Source organism: bacterium (assembly GCA_028820935.1).
Classification (GTDB): Bacteria; Actinomycetota; Acidimicrobiia; order Spongiisociales; family Spongiisociaceae; genus Spongiisocius.
On the sequence record JAPPHZ010000015.1, the window covers coordinates 1 to 18043 of the forward strand.

Here is an 18043-nt window from a genome sequence, read left to right on the forward strand (position 1 = left end):
GTGGAGCTGACGGGATTTGAACCCGTGACCTCTTGCATGCCATGCAAGCGCTCTGCCAGCTGAGCTACAGCCCCGTGGTCGGTCCCTCGCCGGGACGGGGGATCCCCACCAGTCTACCAAGTTTCGACCCCCGGCCCTCCGGCCCGATCAATCCGGCGGGTCCGGCTCCCACAGGAGGCGCGGGGCATCACCCCACAGGCGGTCCAGGGCGTAGAAGTCCCTTGCCTCGGTCTGGAAGATATGGACCACCAGGTCGCCGTAGTCCGCCAGGACCCACTCACCGGTGTCCAGGCCCTCGGTGCGGAGCGGCTTGCGACCGCACCGGCCGAGCCGCAGATCGACCTCCTCGAGCATGGTGCGGACCTGACGCTTGGAGGTTCCGGTGCCGATCACGAAGATGTCCACGATTCCCAGCAGATCACCCATGTCGAGGACCACGATGTCGCTTGCCTGCTTGGCATCGATGGCATCAGCCGCGATGGCGGCAAGTTCTGCCGACGTGATCTCGATGGCTGTTGCCTGCTGGTTCTCTATGGCCGGCTATCCCGGACTGGCGACACCTCCTCGGGGCAACCCGGATTATAGGAGGGAGGCGCCCCGGTGTCTCAGCGGTAGAGGCCGCGCGTCTCGATGTAGCGCCACACGCCCTCCGGCACCAGGAAGCGCAGGCTCCGACCGGCCATGGCGCGCTTGCGTAGTTCCGTGCCCGAGATGTCGAGCCGCGGGACATCCAGCCACTTCACAGGGGTGATCACGGCCGCCTCCACCGTGTCGGGATCGGCGCCGGGCCGGGGCGCCACCGCGATGCCCACCATCTTCTGGAGTTCGGCGCTCCGGTGCCACGATGCCATCCGGGAGGCGGCGTCGGCCCCCAGGATCAGAGTCACCTCGTGATCGGCCAGGCCCGACACGGTATCGAAGGTATAGGTCGGGCCGGGCCGGACCACCTCGCGGTCGTCGCCCTTCATGTACGGAATCCCCTCCACCGCCGCCACGGTCATGCCCCACCGGTCCTCGGCGCTCGTGACCACCGACCCCTCCTTCTGCCATGGCGACCCCGCCGGCACCAGCCAGATCGCATCCAGGCGTAACTGCCGGAAGGCCGCCTCGGCCACAGCCAGGTGGGCGACGTGGGGAGGATCGAAGGTACCGCCTAGGAGGCCGATGCGCATCCCGTGAGGCTACCTCCCGGATTCTTCAGGACCGTCCCACCAGGCGGAGGCCGCCGGAGGGCGCCCTGGCCTGGCAACCCATCACCCGCAGCGGATCTATGTACTCGCCGTCGATCCGGACCGAGAGATGGACGTCGCCATGGCCGGTGTCGCCTCCTACGGTGCCGACCACCGTTCCGCGTTCGACATCCTCGCCGGCCAGCACCGTGATATGCCCCAGGTAGGAGTAGCTGGTCCACAAGCCGCCCCCGTGGTCGATGGTGACCGCCGGGTTGTGGACCACGCGGCCGGAGAAGATGACGGTCCCTCCGGCGGCCGCCTGGATCAGGCCGTCGCGGTCTCCTTCGTAATCCACTCCCCAGTGGCCCTCGTAGCCCGGCCCGGGATCGAAGGGCACGGTGATGACCCCGTCGACGGGCGGGCTCAGGCCCACGCACGATAGACCCTCCGCAGAGGTGCTCCGTGCCGACGCGGCCGGAGCGAGAAGCGACACGGCAGCAACGAGCACCATGGACAGGCGAAAAGCAATCACAGCAGGACTTCCTGCCTCCCGTCGCGCTCCGGCCTGCGCGCCCGGTGGGCTGCCCGAGCCGCCGCATGGTCGGGCGCCCCACCAGGTCGGAACGTAGGCCGATCCGGGACCGGCTTCAAGTCCCTTGACGGCCGGTTCGGGGCATCAGCCCCGCTACCTGCGGGAAGGGCCCCGCCAAACGAGTCCGACCGGCTTCACCCGTGGCAAACTACCGGGATGAGAGTCGCAGGCTACCGCTGGAACGCCTTGTTGCGTGAAATCTCTGCAGAGCCCCCTACAATGGGGCGCCGACCGATGGGAAGAGTACGGAGAGTACGGCTGTAGCCCCAATTCTTCATGGATCGGGGGTCTGTACGGTGACAGGAGCGCGAGTTTTGGGCTTTGACCTGGGGTGATCGCTACTGGTAGTTGCTCTTTTGGCCTGGTGTGACCTTCACCTGCCTGGTGTTGGAGTAGCAGGCATCAGTTCATGAGGTTGATTTGCCTAATGTACGTCGGTGTGACGGGAAACAGGAAGAATCAGGGCTAGATGCGCATCGTGGTGGTGGGTGCGGGAGCGGTAGGGGGATACATAGCCGAACGCCTATCCCTAGAGGGTCAGGACGTGGTCGTGATCGAAATCGATCCTCGCCGGGCCGCCGAGCTCAAGGACCGTCTCGACGCTCTGGTAATCACGGGTAACGGCGCCAGCGCCGCCACGCTCGAGCAAGCCGGAATCGATCAGGCCGCCCTACTGCTCGCGGTGACCGCCAGCGACGGCGCCAACATCCTCGCCTGCCACACCGCCAAGAAGCTGGGCGTGGAACGCACCGTCGCCCGGGTGCAGGACCCGGATCTCAGAGACGGCCTCGACGGTATCGACGTAGATGTGGTCATCGATCCCGTCGGGGCGGCAGCCGAGGAAATCGCTGCGCTGGTGGTGGAATCCGGGCTGAGCGAGCTGATCGAGTTCGGTGACGGGCAACTGTCCCTGGTCGGCGGCACCGTTACTGCCGGATCGCCGCTGGTCGGAGTACCGCTGATGGATATCCCTCGCAACGAAAGCTTCAGCTGGCTGGCCATCGCCGCGGTCCGAAACGGCTCCACCATCGTGGCGCGGGGAGACACGACCGTACTCGAGGGTGACCACCTGCTGCTGATGGTCAAGAGCAGGAACGTCGACCGAGCCAGGTCGATGATCGGCATCCACGACCGCGACATCCGCCGGGTATTGATCATAGGAACGACCGGCGTGGCCCGGCTTACCACCGCCCTGCTGGTCAAGGCGGGCATGGAGGTCGTGGTGATCGACCCCGACGAGGCCCGGTGCGGCGCCGTGGCCGAGGAGGTCCCGTCCGCGCTCGTGATCGCCGCCGATCCCACCGACCCCAGGGTGTTCGGAGAGCTTGACACCAACCTTCACGACGCCGTGGTCGCCCTCACCGGCGTCGATTCCATGAACCTGATCCCTTGCCTGGTCGCCAAGGCGATGGGTGCCGCCACCACCATCAGCCGGGTGACGCGCATGAGCTACGTGGATCTGCTGGCGGGTATCGGGGTGGATACGACGGTGTCCACCCGCCTGACCGCCGCCGCGTCGATCCTCCGGTTCGTGCGGCGAGGCACCATCTACTCGGTCGTGACCTTCTCCGACACCGACGCCGAGGTGATCGAGCTGGAGGCTGTTCCGGGTTCCGAGGCGGTGGGGAACTCGCTCCTCGAGCTGACTTTGCCCCATGGAATGGTGGTTGGAGGAATGGTGCGCGGTGACATCGCCTTCGTCCCCTCGGGCGCCACGACCATCGAGGAGCACGATCACCTGATCATCTTCGCCGTACCCGACGCCATGGCTGCCGTCGAGTCGATGTTCTCGGCGTGAGCCCGCCCGGCGGCCCTCGGCGCCACCACCATCGGCGGATATGACCTCACCCAGACGATCGTTCCGTCTTCACCGTCCCGGAACCGTATTCGGTCGCCTGTCCTACGTGATCGGAGCCGTGGTCGTGGCGGCAGGGACCGCCATGTTTCCGGCGGCCGTCACCGCGCTCATCTACCGGGAACAGGAGGTTGCCGGCTGGATCACCTTGTCGGCGGTGCTCACCATCCTGGCCGGACTGTTCGGCTGGCGGGTGATGGGGAGTCCCGGGACCCTCACCACCAAGGAGGGGTTCGCCTCGGTAGGCCTCGCCTGGTTCGCCATGGCCTGCTTCGGGGTGCTCCCGTACCTGCTGACCGGAACCATCGACAACCTCACCGACGCATTCTTCGAGACCGTATCCGGCTTCACCACCACCGGCGCCACCTTGATCCCCGATCCGGCCGCTGTGCCCCGCGGCATCCTCATGTGGAGGTCCACCACCCAGTGGCTGGGCGGCATGGGCGTGATCGTCCTGTCGCTGGCCGTCCTCCCCCTGCTCGGAACCGGCGGGGTTCAGCTGGCTCGGGCCGAGGCGCCCGGGCCCGAACCCGATCGTCTAACGCCTCGATTCCGGGAGACCGCAAAGAGGCTGTGGTACATCTACGCCTTGTTGACGCTGGTGGAGGTCCTGCTCCTATGGGCGGGGGACATGACGCTCTTCCAGGCCATCAACCACTCCTTCACCAACATGGCCACCGGCGGGTTCAGCACCGAAGCCACCTCCATCGACGGTTTCAGCCCCTACGTGCAGTGGGTGGTGATCGTCTTCATGTTGTTTTCCGGAACCTCATTCGCGCTGCACTTCCGAGCCCTACGGGATCCCGGCCGGTACTTCAAGAACACCGAGTTCAGGTTGTTCACGGGGATCGTGGCGGTCGCCAGCCTGGTCATGATCCTGAGCCTGTGGGGGCAGGCGCCTGCAGCCGACGTCATCCGCGACTCGGTCTTCACATCTATGTCCCTGGTCACCGGCACCGGATACGCAACCGCCGACTTCGGCGCTTGGATACCGGCTCTCCAGCTGTTCGTGGTCGGCCTGATGTTCCTGGGCGGTATGGCGGGATCGACCACCGGCGGCATCAAGATCTACCGCATGGGTGTGCTGGTCAGGGCGGCCGCGGCCGACCTGAGGCGCCTCATCCACCCACGCGGGATCTTCTTGATCAGGTTCGGTTCGAAGCGGGTGCACGAGCCCATCGTGCAGAGTGTCCAGTCGTTCTTCCTCTTCTTCATGTTCCTTTTCATGACCGGTACTTTCCTGCTGGGCTTCATGGGCGCCTTATTCGGGCCCGAACTCGGCCTCGTGGACGCCGCATCCGCCACCGCCAGCGCGCTCAGCAACTTCGGCCCGGCGCTCGGCGAGTTCGGCCCGACCGGCAACTACTCCGCCCTAACGTGGCCGGGCAAGTGGTTGCTCTCGCTGCTCATGATCGCCGGGCGCCTCGAGCTGTTCCCGGTGTTGCTGCTCTTCACCCGGTCGCTCTGGCGCCGGTAGGAGGACCCCGGGGTCAGCCGTCCAGCAGGACGACCAACCGATCGCGATGGATGACCTCCGGCGGGACCCCGGTATCCGTGCTGCGCTTACCCATCCGTTCCCTGACCTGGTCCGAATCGACCGTCACCAGACCCTTCCCCACCAGCACGCCCGTGCGGCTCCGCACCTCAACCGACGCGCCCGCCGGGAACTCCCCTTCCATTCCGGTGATCCCCACCGGCAACAACGAGCCGCCCCGCCGCGCCAGAGCCCGCACCGCACCGTCATCGATCCGGAGCGTGCCGCTGGGTTGCTGCCCGAAAGCCAGCCACAGCTTCCAGGCCGACAGCTTGGTTTCACCGGGTACCACGTAGGTGCCCGCCGCACCGCCCCGGATGATGGTGTCGATGACGCCAGGACGATCCGACCTGGCGATGACTGTCGGGATGCCTGACCAGGCCGCCATGCGCACCGCCTCCACCTTGGTTCCCACCCCTCCCGATCCGACCGGCCCGGGCGCGCCTGCGGCCACCCGGTCCAGGATGGGATCACGGTGCCGGACGGTCGTGATCGGCTCACCCTCTCCCGTGCGGGGATCGGCCGAGTAGAGGCCGTCCGTGTCGGTCAGGAGTACCAGCATCCCGGCACTCACCAGGTGCGACACGATGGCGGCGAGCCGGTCGTTGTCACCCATCTTCCAGCCGTGGATGGCCACCGTATCGTTCTCGTTGACGATGGGCACGATGCCGCGCTCCAGCATGCGGGTCAGGGTCCTCCGGGCGTGGAGATACTGGGCCCTCATCGCCAGCACGTCCACGGTCAACAACACCTGGCCCACCGTCCGGCCGATGCTGGGGAAGACCCGGCTGTAGTGGGACATCAGGAGCGTCTGGCCGACCGCGGCCGCCACCTGCAGGCCCGTCGTGTCGGAAGGACGCCCTCCGACGGCCGGGGATCCGGCCGCGATGGCTCCCGAGGAGACCAGGACAGCCGGGTGGCCGGACTCCCAGAAGGCGCTCACCTGCCGCATCACCCGCTCGATGGCCCGTTCGTCCACCGCTCCGTCCGCACGCGTAAGGCTCGACGAGCCGACTTTGAGGACCACCGGGCTCCCCGGCGGCGGGGGCGCGCGATGCCTGCCGGCGTTCTCATCCATCGTCGGGCTCCGAGTACTCGAAGACCAGATCGCCGATCCGCACCTCGTCACCGTCCCGGGCGCCTGCCCTCCGCAGGCAATCATCCACTCCGAGACGGGAGAGGCGGCGGGAAGCGAGCAGGGCCGCGTCGGACAGGGTCAGGTCGTTCAGAGCCACCGCACGCTCCGCGGCCCGGCCGTTCACCACCCATACGCCGTCCACACGGTTCACCTCGAAGGTAGCGGCGAGCGGGCGGTGCAGGACGTACCCCTCGCCCTGGTCGCTCGTCCTGCCCGCCTGGTCGACGGCGTCTGCGATCCGATGGACCAGGTCGTCGAGGCCCTGCCCGGCCACCGAACTGATCTCGATCAGGTCCGGGGCGACCTCGAGCAGAGCGGTGGTGACCGGGCTCTCGACAGAGAGGTCACGCTTGGTGACGGCCACCACCCGCGGGCGATCGGCCAGACCGGGGTCGTGCATGCGAAGCTCGCGCTCCAGTACCTCGTACTGGCGTTCCAGGGAAAGCTCCTGCAATGGGGACGGGTCGAGGAGGAATACCAGCACGCGGGCTCGCTCGCAATGACGGAGGAACTCGTGCCCGAGTCCCCTACCCTCGGCAGCTCCCTCCACCAGGCCGGGCACATCGGCCATGACGAAGGACCGGTCCTCGATCGTGACCACGCCCAGGTTGGGGACCAGCGTGGTGAAGGGGTAGTCGGCGATCTTGGGACGGGCCGCCGACACCCGCGAGATCAGGGTCGACTTGCCGGCGTTGGGGAAGCCGATCAGCGCCGCGTCGGCAACCAGTTTCATCTCCAGCGTGAACCAGGCCTCCGACCCGTACTCGCCCTGCTCGCAGAAGGACGGCGCCCGGTTGGCCGGCGAGATGAGGGCAGCGTTGCCGCGGCCGCCCCGGCCACCTTCCAGCACCGTGACCTGCTGGCCTGCGGCTACCAGATCGGCGACGATCCGATCCTCGTCATCGATCACGACCGTGCCCGGTGGCACCGGCACCACCAGGTCCTCGCCCTGGCGCCCGTGCCGTAGGTCCGATGCCCCGTGGCTCCCATGCCCGGCCGCGCGGTGGGGACGACGGCGGAAATCCTGGAGGGTGGACATCCCCACGTCGACGGCTATGACCACGCTTCCGCCCCGCCCGCCCGAGCCCCCGGCGGGCCTTCCCCCGGGACGGCGACCGACCTGGCGGAACGAGACCGCGCCGGCCCCGCCGTTACCTGATCGGAGATGGACGCGGACCTGGTCGATGAACACGACTCACCGTCCCGCGCTCAGAGACGTTCCTTACCGGACGTCCCGGCGCTCAGTGGAGGTCGGTCAGGACACTCACCCGGCGGCGACCACCCTGCCGGTGGTACTTCACCGTGCCCGGAGCGATCGCGAACAGCGTGTCATCGCCCCCGCGGCGTACGTTGACTCCCGGATGGATGCGGGTGCCTCTCTGGCGCACCAGGATCGTCCCCGCCTTGATCTCCTGACCATCGAAGACCTTCGGACCGAGCCGCTTGGCGTGCGAATCACGGCCGTTCTTGGTGGACCCTCCACCCTTGGTCTTGGACATACACGCCTCCTCTAGGTGGTCTTTCTGTGTAATGGCGGTGTGGTATGGCGAGGCAGCGGTGTTCCTCGCAAGGCCCGCTGACGAAGGCGTACCCGCAGCGGTACGTTGAGGAAGCGGAACGCAGCGACGGGACGCCGATGGCCGCCAGAACACCCGGTTGTTCCGCAGACAGACCACTAGCTCCGATTCCTCAACTGACGGCGCCCACATGGGTTATCTCGAGGCGGGTGTGCCGCTGGCGATGGCCCTTCCGGCGCCGATACCCGGACTTGTTCTTGTACTTGAACACCTCGACCTTGCGGCCCTTGACGTTGCCGAGCACCCGGGCCTTGACCTGCATTCCGGCGAGATCCTCCCTGCTGGTGAATACGGAGCCCTCGTTGTCCACCACCAGCAACGGCGTGAAGGTCACCTCATCCCCGGCGTCCTTCATCAACTCCACGTCTATGACGTAGCCCTTGGACACCCTGGTCTGCTTGCCACCCGAGCGGATGATCGCGTACATGCCGGAAACACAACCTTTCGACCGTTACCCTGCCGGGCCCTCACCACGGCGGGACCCACGGTTCACATCGCAACCTTGTCGCCCACCGGACTGATCGGAACCCCCGACGTGGCGGCTTTCTCGTGGAGCACGAGCCCGCGCCCGTCACAGGTGGGACAAGGATCGGAGAAGGATTCTATCAGACCGCTGGACACATTCTTGCGGGTCATCTCGACGAGGCCGAGACTCGACACAGAGTGCACCTGAGTGGTGGTCTTGTCGGCGGCGAGCGCCGCCCGGAGCCGCTCCAGAACCGCCTCGCGGTTCTTCTTGACCTCCATATCGATGAAATCGATGACGATGATCCCCCCGATGTCTCGCAGGCGAAGCTGGCGCGCGATCTCCTCGGCGGCCTCGAGGTTGTTGTGGAGGACCGTGTCCTCGAGGTTGGCCTCGCCCACGTACTTGCCGGTGTTCACGTCGACCACCGTCAGCGCCTCGGTCCGGTCTATCACCAGGTGTCCCCCTGACGGCAGCCACACCTTGCGGTCCAGCGCCCGGCGGAGCTGATCGTCCACCCGGAACCGCGTGAACAGGCTCTGGTTGCGATCCTGGCTGAGATGCACCCGGTCAACCAGCTCCGGGGAGACCTCCTTCAGATACTTCAGGACCGACTCGTGGGCCCGGCGATCGTCTATCAGCAGGCGCCGGAAGTCCCGCGTGAAGTGCTCTCGGATCACCCGGATCAGGAGGCTGGGCTCCTCGTGGATGAGCGTGGGCGCGGACGCACCCTTCGCGGCCTCCTCGACCTCCGCCCACTTTGCCTTGAGGCGGGCGATGTCGGCCACGATCTCCCGCCTCGATGAACCGGCCGCCGCCGTACGCACGATGAGACCGAAGCCGGGCGGGCGCTCAGCCTGGAGCAGGAGGCGCAGCCGGTTGCGTTCCGCCTCGGGCAGGCGACGGGAGATACCCAGCATGGAGTTCTTGGGTGACAGCACCAGGTGCCGGCCGGGCAGCGTCATCTGGCTGGTGAGCCGCGGTCCCTTGCTGCCCATCGGGTCCTTGTCGACCTGGACCATGAGGTGGTCGCCATGTTTGAGCTGGCGCTCGATGCGAGGTCCCCGCCCGTGCGTGCGCCGGGACGAATTCAGGTCCCCGGCGTAGATGACGCCGTTCTTCTCCGTGCCGATGTCGACGAAAGCGGCTTCCAGACCCGGAAGCACGCTGCGCACGACACCCTTGTAGATGTTGCCGACCAGCGACTCCTGGTCCGAGCGGTGGACGTAGTGCTCCACCAGCAGCGAGCCCTCCAGCACCACGATCTGGGTCTGGTGGGGCAACACCCTGACCAGCATCTGGCGGCGTCCGGCCGCGGGAAGCGGAACCGTCCCCTCGGCGTGGGAATGCGAACGACTCCGTTGGCGGCTTCCGGGCCGGGCCGAACCCTGCTTGGGCTGTCTTCTCTTCCGCTTGGTGGCGGCCTTGGCGGCCTGCTTGGGCTTGGCCGGCAGCTCTCGTACCCGCCGGACCTTTACGGTCTTACCGCTGATCTTTCTGGTTGTTCGTTCTTCGGTCGATTCGTCGCCGACTCCGCGGCGAACTATTTCGGCTGTCTTGCGCCGAAAGAAAGGCATTACTGATGTCTCCTTGATCTGAAGGGACGCACACGACCAGAAGGGCGGAAACCAAGATCGATCGGACGGCGGCGCAACCAGAACGGGCAGGGAATCTGGTCAGCTGCTCCGTCACGGTCTCCGGTCCCTTCTCCTGCCGGTGCGGCTACTGCTTCGACGTATGCCGGTGGGCTACGGCCTGCGAGGACCAGCCCCGCCGGTCGGCGGCCGGCAAGGGAGGCAAACGTTTCCCATGCCGGCGACGTCTCGTTCGTTCCGTGACCTGCCGAACCTCTCGAAGGCGAGCGAATTCTTGGCGCTCGCGCCAGATACGTCTGGTCGAAGGCTCGCAAGTCCTAGAGCCATTGCGACTTTCCCGCAATCGTCCCGGAGAGAATGCCTGCCCACGAGGAACGGTCTTCCGAAACGGGCTCGGTAGGTGGCGACTGGATGTCAGGCTCGGTCAAGCCACCACCAACCGCCGGTGATACTAACACCCGGATCAGAGATCGCGCGCCTCCGGCCGGTCGCTGACCGGCGATCTCGATCGCCAGACCGAGTTCACTATCCCCAGCCCGCCCGCCATGGCGATCATGGCCGAACCGCCGGCGCTCATGAACGGCAGCGGGAGTCCGGTCACCGGGACCAAGCCGACGGTCATGCCGATGTTGACGAACACATGGAAGGACAGGAGCGCTGCCATGCCGACCGAGATCATGGACCCGAACGCATTGGGCGCTACCGCGGCCACGATCAGGACGCGCCATATCAGGATGGCGTAAGCGAGGATCACCGCCGAGCCGCCGATGAATCCGAACTGCTCCCCCACCGCGGTGAATATGAAGTCGGTGGTCTGGGAGGGGATAAAGCTCAGACGGGTCTGGGTGCCCTGGAACAACCCCCTTCCGACGAGCTGGCCGGAACCGATGGCGATCTGGCTCTGGTAGAGGTTCCAGTTGACGCCCTGCAGGTCGGAGGCCTGATCGAGGAACCCGGCGAGCCGGGCGATCTGGTAGGACTTGAGGACATCGAGTTGGAACACGGCTGTCACGCCCACCACCCCGGAAGCTCCCAGGACCAGCATCTGGCGAATGCTCGAGCCGGCCACGAAGATCATGCCCACGGTGATAAAACCCACCACCAGCATGGTGCCGAGATCGGGTTGGAGGAAGATGAGGAACCCGGGCGCCGCCGCCATCAGGAGAGCCTGTCCGAGGGACCTCCACGACAAGCGCCGCCCGGACTCCCTGGTCAGCAGGCTCGCCAGCGCGATTATCAGGGCCACCTTGGCGAACTCGGACGGCTGGAACTGGAAGGCCCCCACGGGGATCCAACGGGTGGCGCCCTTCTGGGGTGGGGCGAACAGGACACCGATCAGGGCGATCATCATGACGCCGTAGATGAGGAACGGAAAGCGCCGGTACAGGCGGTAGTCGACCATCGAGGCCACCACGTAGGTGACCAGCGCCACGCCTGCGAAGATCATCTGCCTTCGCATGGCCGAGGTGGGATCTCCCGTTTCCTCGTCCAGCCGCACGAACGTCGACGAGTAGACCATCACGCTGCCCAGGGCCATGAGAGCGGCCACCAGGACGAACACGATGACATCCGGCGTCGGTCTGGGACGGTCCTCGAATATCCCGCCCAAGCCATCGAGAGAGCGACCCAGCACCGCCATGCTCTAGCGCTCCGTATCCTCACCCGCGACCAGGGGCGTGACGTCGGTACCGAGCAGGTACTGGAATATGGCTCGTGCCGCCGGCGCCGCCACGGCGCCTCCCGAGCCGCCCTCGTCCACCATCACCGCGACCACCCATCTTGGAGCATCGATCGGCGCCACGCCGACGAACCAGGCCGTCGAGTCGTGGAAGACGCCTTCCTGGTCGGTGAATGACTGGGCGGTACCGGTCTTGCCTCCCACCAACTCGACCAGCCCACCCAGGTCCTCGAATGCGCGCCTCGCCGTGCCGGAACGAACCACGGAGGTCAGGTCCGATCTCAGGGACGCGACGGTTCCCGGACTGATGTCCACCGACCGGAGGACGCGGGGCTCGAGGGTTCGCAGGCGCTCCCCGTCGGCCGTCTCTATGGCGTCCGCCACTCTGGGCTGGTAGACGGTTCCCCCGTTGAGCATCGAGGCATAGGCGACCGCCATCTGGAGGGGCGTGGTGACGATCGGGCCCTGGCCGACCACGAGGTTCATGAGGTCGCCGCCGAGCCAGCCCTCCGCCCTCACCCGCCACGGCTGGTTTTCACGCCATTCCTCGAAGAGCTGGCGATCACCCAGGATTCCGTCGTGCTCGAATGGGAGGTCAACCTGGGTGGGACGACCCACCCCGACCGCTCGGGCCCACTCCTGCACTATCCCCTCCCGGTCGGTCCGGGCGTACGCCCTCCAGATCGAGAGGGCGACCTCCCAGAAGTAGATGTTGCAGGATCGGCGGAGGGCGTCGTGGAGGTTCTGTCGCCCGTCCGACTCCGGAAAGGTCCAGTTCCTCCACAGGTGCTGCGAGTCGTCGCCGAAGTTGTGCGCCAGCTGCGAGGAGCACTCGATGGTCTCCTCCGGGTTGGACACCCCCTCCGGGAAGATGTTCTCCTCCATGGCGGTCACATAGGTGATGGACTTGAAGGTGGACGCGGGCGGCTTCACGCCCTGGATGGCCAGGTTGTTGAAAGCCTGACGCTCGGACAGTTCCTCGAAGGAGTCGACATCGATGCCGCCGACGAACACCTGCGGTTCGAAGGTCGGGTAGGAGGCCATGGCGAGGATGGCGCCCGTGTTCACCTCCATCACCACGGCGGTGGCTCGCTCGGTCGGCTGGGGAGTCTCGGCCGGGTCCTCCTCCTCCCGCGTCTCCTTCAGCGCGTTGGAAAGCTCGATGGCCTCGATCAGGATCCTCTCGACCTCTGCCTGGGCCTCGACGTCAAGTGTCAGCCGGACCGTGGCTCCGGGAATCGGATCGACGGTCCCGATCTCCTCGAGGATGGCGCCCTCGGGGTTTATCCGGTATACGTGTTTCCCGGGCGCCCCCCGCAGGAACTCCTCATACTCACGCTCCACCCCGAGCTTCCCGATCGGCGTGTTGGTGTCGGATGTCGGTAGACGCTCGAGATCGCCGGGTGAGGGCAACCCCATATGACCCAGGACATGGCCCATCAGCGACCCCTGCGCGTACCCGCGAACGGGCAGAGCCCGTACCGAGACACCCGGCAGGGTGGCTCGCTGCTCCATAATCAAATAGGCCGTGTCGGCATCGATCTCGAACTCCCGCAGAGCGGCCACCTCACCCGACCGGGTGCGCTCCACCGCCTCGCGCACCTCGACGGGCGACAGCTCGAGGATGGCGGCCAGCCGCTGGAGAACATCGTCCTCGACCTCGATCGGGAGGACCGACCGGTCGATCTCGATGACGAGCCCCGGTACGGACGTGGCCAGCACGGTGCCGTTCCGATCGACAATGTCACCGCGCGGCGCCGCGATCGGCTCGCTGCTGACGATGTTCTGGTCGGCCTCCAGCAGCCACTCCGGCCCGGCGGCCAGCTGTACGAACCACAGCCGGAAGAACAGGATCGACAACGCCCCCGTGAACAGCAGGGCCAGGATTCCCACGCGCCAGCTGTTCGTCACCTGTTCACGACCGTCCGACCGCTTCCTGCTGCTCATATCCGGCTCCGCATCCGGCCATGGCGCGGGCCGGCCACCCACGAGAACAGCCTGTCGGCCAGCGGGAGAAAGCCCAGCGCCAACACCATGTTGTAGATCGGCACCAGCAGCAAAGTCCTGACTATGTCGGGGTTGCCCAGCGTGCCCTCGCCGAACAGGGTGCCTATCAGGGCGTTGGTAACCAGTGTGACCAGCGTGATGCCACCCACGGTCATCACGCCGACCGGGAGCCCGTAGTCGAACCGATCCCGGCTCCGCACCGTGATATAGGAGCCGACCGTGAACGCCAGCCCGCTCAGACCCAGGGGCGCCGATCCGAGCATGTCAAGCAGCAGCCCGCCCACGAAACCCAGCAACACCGCCGCTTCGGGCTTGAGCCAGACCGCACCGACCACCACGATCAGCAGGACGACGTCGGGGCTCGCGCCAAGCGGCCGGATGCTGTGGAACACGCTGGTCTGGACGAGGGCCGCCGCCATCACCAGCAACAGCGAGAGCAGGAACCGGAGGCCCTCCATCTAGGCTCCCCCATCCGTTTCCCCGTCCAGAAGTTGCGGCCCGGGCGGCCAGGGGACCACCGCCACGTACTCCAGGCGTTCGAGATCCCCCATCGGCTCCACCCGGACCCTGATGGTCCCGAACTGAGGATCCGCCGCCTCGGCCACGATGCCGACATCCAAGTCCTTCGGGTAGGCGTTGGAATCTCCGTAAGGCCCGAAGGTCACCAGCAACTCGCCGCCCTCCACCGGATCCGATGCATCGAGGATGGAGAGCTCCAGCGCTCCCGCGCCCTGTCCCGTCACCACCCCACGCTGCCCATCGGGCAGGCGCACAGTGACGGCAGGGGCCCGGCGCGACGTGATCGGAATGACGCTGGCCCCGACCTCACCGGCCTCGGATACCAAGCCGATCAGAGCCCCTTGCCCGTCGACCACCGGCTGGCCGGTGTGGACCCCGTCGCCGGTACCGCGGTCGATGGTGAGGGTCGGGTCGAGGGTTCCTCCCCGGGCCGTGACCTCGGCCGCGACCGACAGCTGGTACAGGTCCTCGCCGAGCCGCAGCGCCAGCAGGGTCTCCAGCTCGGACACCTGGGCCTCGAGGTGGCCCACCTGCGCCGCTTCCCGCTCCAAAGACTCGATCCTGTCCCGGAGGCGCTGGTTCTCCTCGCGGAGCCCGGCCAGGTTGGACAGGCCGTCCGAGAAGCTCACCACGGGGGTCACCACCGCGTTCACAGCTGCCTGGAACGGCGCGATCACCACTTGAGCGCTGTTGCGGAGGTCGGCCCCGAAACCACCTCTCGACGCCCGGATGTCAAGGGTCATGAGGGTGAGGGAGACTACGAGTAGCGCGATGGCTACGTAGGCGGACCGATCGTTCGGGGCGCCCCTCCTCCCCCTGCCTCCGGCGCGCGAGCGGTGTTGTCTACCGGCACTCGAGAGTCTTGGCGGAGCGGAGATTTCCCTGGCCCTTCATTTCATCATCCGTCGGATCCGGCGCTCGGACTTCGAGCACCCTCCTAGAACCGGCCGGATGACTCGAGGACTCCCTGCAGGACGTCGAACTGTTCCAGGCATCGGCCGGACCCGACCACCACCGACTGGAGGGGCCGTTCGGCGATCTCGACCCGCAGGCCGGTCTCGAACGCCAGCCGGTGATGCAACACCTTGAGCAAGGCGCCCCCGCCCGTGATCGTGATGCCCACGTTCATCAGGTCGGCGGCCAACTCGGGCGGCGTGTTGTCCAGTGTGTACCGGACCGCATCGATCATCATCGATAGAGGTTCCTGGATGGCAGCCCTGACCTCGGAAGCGGTGAGCAGTACTGTCTTTGGCAGGCCGGCCACCAGGTCCCGGCCCTTCACCTCGGCGCTCGGCTCGTTGTGATACGGATAGGCCGATCCGATCGCCATCTTGATCTGCTCCGCGGTGCGCAGGCCCAGCAGGAGGTTGTGCTCCTTCTTCACCCATTCGACGATCCGCTCGTCCATGTCGTCGCCACCCACGCGGACGCTCTTCGACACCACGATGCCGCCCATGGCGATGACCGCCACCTCCGTGGTCCCTCCCCCGATATCGACCACCATCGATCCGGTGGGCTCGTTAACCGGCAATCCGCATCCGATGGCCGCCGCCATCGGCTCATCGATGGTGAAGGCGTTGCGGGCACCGGCATGGTAGGCCGCCTCCTCCACAGCCCTCCGTTCCACCCCGGTGATGCCGGAAGGCACGCAGATCACGATCCTCGGCTTGGCCCAGCGGCGGCGGTGCACCTTCTTGATGAAGTAACGGAGCATGCGCTCGGTGATGTCGAAGTCGGCGATCACCCCGTCCCGAAGAGGCCTGATCGCCTTCACGTGCGAGGGGGTGCGGCCGATCATGCGCTTGGCGTCCATACCCACAGCCAGCGCCTCGTTGGTGTTGGTGTTGATGGCCACCACCGAAGGCTCGTTCAGCAGGACACCCTGGTTGCGGACGTAGACGAGGGTATTGGCTGTACCCAGATCGACCGCCATGTCCTGGCCGGCAACGACGAATGGGTTATCTGGCATCGATTAAAGGTCCCTGTCGCTGGTCTCGGGCCAACTCTACCCTATGGATGGGCTCTTCGGACATCCGGCCTGTTCCGGGCTCCGTGACCATCAGGTGAACCAGAGCGCCAACTCGCGTGCGGCGCTCGCCGGGCTGTCGGATCCATGGACGATGTTCTCCCCCACCTCCAGGCCGAAGTCGCCGCGGATGGTGCCCGGAAGGGCCACGGCGGGATCGGTGGCTCCCACCAAGGTCCGGGCCACCCCGATCGCCGATTCGCCCGACCAATGCATGACGACCACCGGACCGGACGTGATGAACTCGATCAGGCCGGCGTAGAAGGGCTTCCCCTCGTGCTCCGCGTAGTGCGCGGTCGCGGTGGCGCTATCGGGCAGGACCATCTCGAGGCGATGCAGGTCTAGTCCCTTCGCCTCGAACCTGGAGATCACCTCGCCAACCAGGCGACGCCTCACCCCGTCCGGCTTCACCATTATGAAGGTGTCTTCGTGGGCCATCGCTGTGCCTGCCTTTTCATAGTCTGGTCGGTGGTCAGTGGTCAGTGGTCAGTGGTCGGTCTAATCCAATATAAACTAGCAACCAGCAACTAGCAACCAGCAACTGGCAACCAGCAACTAGCAACCGGGCGTCCGGAAGCTTCAGGCACCCTCGTGCGTAACCAACTCGGTGCGGGCCTCGCCCGCCACATAGAAGGAGCCGGTCACCAGAACGGCGCCGTCACCTCCACTCCACTCCTTGGCCAGCTCCACGGCGGCGCGGACGGGCCTCACCCAGGTCACCGGGATGCCGGGTAGCACCCTCTCCAGCGCCACCACGAGGTCGCTCGGTTCGGCGGCCCGCTCGTGATCCGCCGCGGTGGCGATGGCCTGGCCGACCAGCCCCCCGAACGGCGCCAGCATGGAGTAGATGTCCTTGTCGCGGAAGGCGCCGACTACGAGCGTCCAGTCTGCCGCCGGCATCTCCTCGCGCAGCGTCCTCGCCAGCGCCACGGTGGCCTCCGGGTTGTGGGCGCCGTCCAGTACCACCAGCGGCGCCCGTCCCACCACTTCCACCCTGGCCGGAACCTTGGCGCCGGCCAGGCCGTCCCGGACCGCGTCGGATGGCAGGGCCCGCCCGAACAGTTCCTCGACCGCCGCCACGGCCACGGCCGCGTTGGCCGCCTGGTGGCGACCGTGGAGGGGGAGGTAGAGATCGTCGTATCGCCCGTAGGTCCCGTCTAGATCGTACGACCAGCCGCCCACCGACATGCGCAGGTCTTCGATCCGGAAGTCCCGGCCGACCGCCCGGCGCGCCGCGCCCAACTCGTCCGCTCTCCGATCGGCCTCGGGCTCCACCTCATCGGGCAGGTTGCCGGTCACCAGCACCCCACCGGTTTTGAGGATGGCCAGCTTCTCGCGGGCGATCTCGATCTCGGTGGTCCCCAGGTACTCGGCGTGATCGATCGAGACGCCGGTCAGCACCGCCACCTGGCTCTCCAGCACGTTGGTGGCGTCGAGGCGACCCCCCATCCCCACCTCGACCACGGCCACGTCCACCGCCTCGTTGGCGAACAGGGCGAAGGCGGCGGCGGTGGTCAACTCGAAGTAGGTGGCGCGCTCCCCGGTCTCGGCCTCCAGCAGATCCACGAAGGGTGCGACATCCGTCACGGCCCGCGCGAACTGCTCCGGCGTGGCCATCTCGCCGGCCACCCCGAACCGCTCCTCCACCCGTTCGAGATGCGGGGACGTGAACGTACCCGACTTGAGACCCGTCTGATCCAGCACCGAGGCGGCGACGGTGGTGACCGTCGTCTTGCCGTTGGTTCCGGTGATGTGGATGGCCGGGCTACGAAGGTGGGGTGATCCCATCATCTCGAGCAGCCGGTGGATCCGCTCGAGCCCCGGCTTCCACCCCAGCTCGATGTGCCGATCGAGATAGGCGACGGCTTGGTCGTAGTTCATCCG

At 66.7% G+C, this 18043-nt stretch carries 17 protein-coding genes and 1 tRNA gene; 2 read left to right on the forward strand and 16 right to left on the reverse strand.

From position 1 onward, the window contains the following. Position 1: 1 nt before the first annotated feature. The 4 genes from OXM57_02910 to OXM57_02925 all read right to left on the reverse strand — a co-directional run bounded on the left by OXM57_02910 (position 2) and on the right by OXM57_02925 (position 1704). Positions 2 to 74 (reverse strand) — tRNA-Ala (locus OXM57_02910). Between the two features lie 73 nt (positions 75 to 147). Beyond that, positions 148 to 480: a ribosome silencing factor gene (gene rsfS, locus OXM57_02915; protein ID MDE0351627.1), complete on the reverse strand. Its 333-nt coding sequence runs from the start codon at positions 478 to 480 to the stop codon at positions 148 to 150. Between the two features lie 125 nt (positions 481 to 605). Next, a complete protein-coding gene (gene nadD / locus OXM57_02920; protein MDE0351628.1) occupies positions 606 to 1172 on the reverse strand; it encodes a nicotinate-nucleotide adenylyltransferase in 567 nt (188 codons plus the stop codon). A gap of 25 nt (positions 1173 to 1197) precedes the next feature. Then, the gene (locus tag OXM57_02925) at positions 1198 to 1704 is read right to left on the reverse strand and encodes a M23 family metallopeptidase (protein MDE0351629.1); all 507 of its coding nucleotides are present in this window, start codon (positions 1702 to 1704) and stop codon (positions 1198 to 1200) included. 529 nt (positions 1705 to 2233) lie between these two features. Between OXM57_02925 and trkA the strand changes: the two genes are divergently transcribed. Both trkA and OXM57_02935 read left to right on the forward strand, forming a co-directional pair. Further along, positions 2234 to 3562 carry a Trk system potassium transporter TrkA gene (trkA, locus tag OXM57_02930; GenBank protein MDE0351630.1) on the forward strand — a complete coding sequence of 443 codons (1329 nt, stop codon included), beginning with the start codon at positions 2234 to 2236 and terminating at the stop codon, positions 3560 to 3562. 40 nt (positions 3563 to 3602) lie between these two features. Further along, on the forward strand, positions 3603 to 5096 hold the full coding sequence (locus OXM57_02935; GenBank protein ID MDE0351631.1) for a TrkH family potassium uptake protein: 1494 nt from the start codon (positions 3603 to 3605) through the stop codon (positions 5094 to 5096). A gap of 13 nt (positions 5097 to 5109) precedes the next feature. Here the strand turns inward: OXM57_02935 and proB are convergent, their stop codons facing one another. The 12 genes from proB to OXM57_02995 all read right to left on the reverse strand — a co-directional run bounded on the left by proB (position 5110) and on the right by OXM57_02995 (position 18040). Beyond that, a complete protein-coding gene (gene proB, locus OXM57_02940; GenBank protein ID MDE0351632.1) occupies positions 5110 to 6231 on the reverse strand; it encodes a glutamate 5-kinase in 1122 nt (373 codons plus the stop codon). Beyond that, positions 6224 to 7483 (reverse strand): GTPase ObgE, encoded by a 1260-nt coding sequence (gene obgE, locus OXM57_02945; GenBank protein ID MDE0351633.1) that lies wholly within the window; start codon positions 7481 to 7483, stop codon positions 6224 to 6226. Before obgE ends, proB begins: the two co-directional genes overlap by 8 nt. Before the next feature lie 49 nt (positions 7484 to 7532). Further along, positions 7533 to 7790, reverse strand: coding sequence for a 50S ribosomal protein L27 (gene rpmA, locus OXM57_02950; protein MDE0351634.1), 258 nt, complete (start codon positions 7788 to 7790; stop codon positions 7533 to 7535). Positions 7791 to 7980: 190 nt separating this feature from the next. Next, on the reverse strand, positions 7981 to 8295 hold the full coding sequence (gene rplU / locus OXM57_02955; GenBank protein MDE0351635.1) for a 50S ribosomal protein L21: 315 nt from the start codon (positions 8293 to 8295) through the stop codon (positions 7981 to 7983). 62 nt (positions 8296 to 8357) lie between these two features. Next, on the reverse strand, positions 8358 to 9911 hold the full coding sequence (locus OXM57_02960) for an Rne/Rng family ribonuclease (GenBank protein ID MDE0351636.1): 1554 nt from the start codon (positions 9909 to 9911) through the stop codon (positions 8358 to 8360). A gap of 481 nt (positions 9912 to 10392) precedes the next feature. Continuing rightward, on the reverse strand, positions 10393 to 11568 hold the full coding sequence (rodA, locus tag OXM57_02965; GenBank protein ID MDE0351637.1) for a rod shape-determining protein RodA: 1176 nt from the start codon (positions 11566 to 11568) through the stop codon (positions 10393 to 10395). A 3-nt stretch (positions 11569 to 11571) separates the two neighbouring features. Further along, positions 11572 to 13554, reverse strand: a complete 1983-nt coding sequence (locus tag OXM57_02970; protein MDE0351638.1) for a penicillin-binding transpeptidase domain-containing protein — start codon at positions 13552 to 13554, stop codon at positions 11572 to 11574. Next, complete coding sequence (gene mreD / locus OXM57_02975; GenBank protein MDE0351639.1) at positions 13551 to 14072, reverse strand: rod shape-determining protein MreD; 522 nt, start codon at positions 14070 to 14072, stop codon at positions 13551 to 13553. The genes OXM57_02970 and mreD overlap by 4 nt, the downstream gene beginning before the upstream one ends. Continuing rightward, on the reverse strand, positions 14073 to 14876 hold the full coding sequence (locus tag OXM57_02980) for a rod shape-determining protein MreC (GenBank protein MDE0351640.1): 804 nt from the start codon (positions 14874 to 14876) through the stop codon (positions 14073 to 14075). It lies immediately after the preceding gene. A gap of 194 nt (positions 14877 to 15070) precedes the next feature. Beyond that, positions 15071 to 16102 carry a rod shape-determining protein gene (locus OXM57_02985; protein ID MDE0351641.1) on the reverse strand — a complete coding sequence of 344 codons (1032 nt, stop codon included), beginning with the start codon at positions 16100 to 16102 and terminating at the stop codon, positions 15071 to 15073. Between the two features lie 90 nt (positions 16103 to 16192). Further along, positions 16193 to 16597 carry a nucleoside-diphosphate kinase gene (ndk, locus tag OXM57_02990; protein MDE0351642.1) on the reverse strand — a complete coding sequence of 135 codons (405 nt, stop codon included), beginning with the start codon at positions 16595 to 16597 and terminating at the stop codon, positions 16193 to 16195. 141 nt (positions 16598 to 16738) lie between these two features. Then, the gene (locus tag OXM57_02995) at positions 16739 to 18040 is read right to left on the reverse strand and encodes a Mur ligase family protein (GenBank protein ID MDE0351643.1); all 1302 of its coding nucleotides are present in this window, start codon (positions 18038 to 18040) and stop codon (positions 16739 to 16741) included. Positions 18041 to 18043 lie beyond the last annotated feature (3 nt).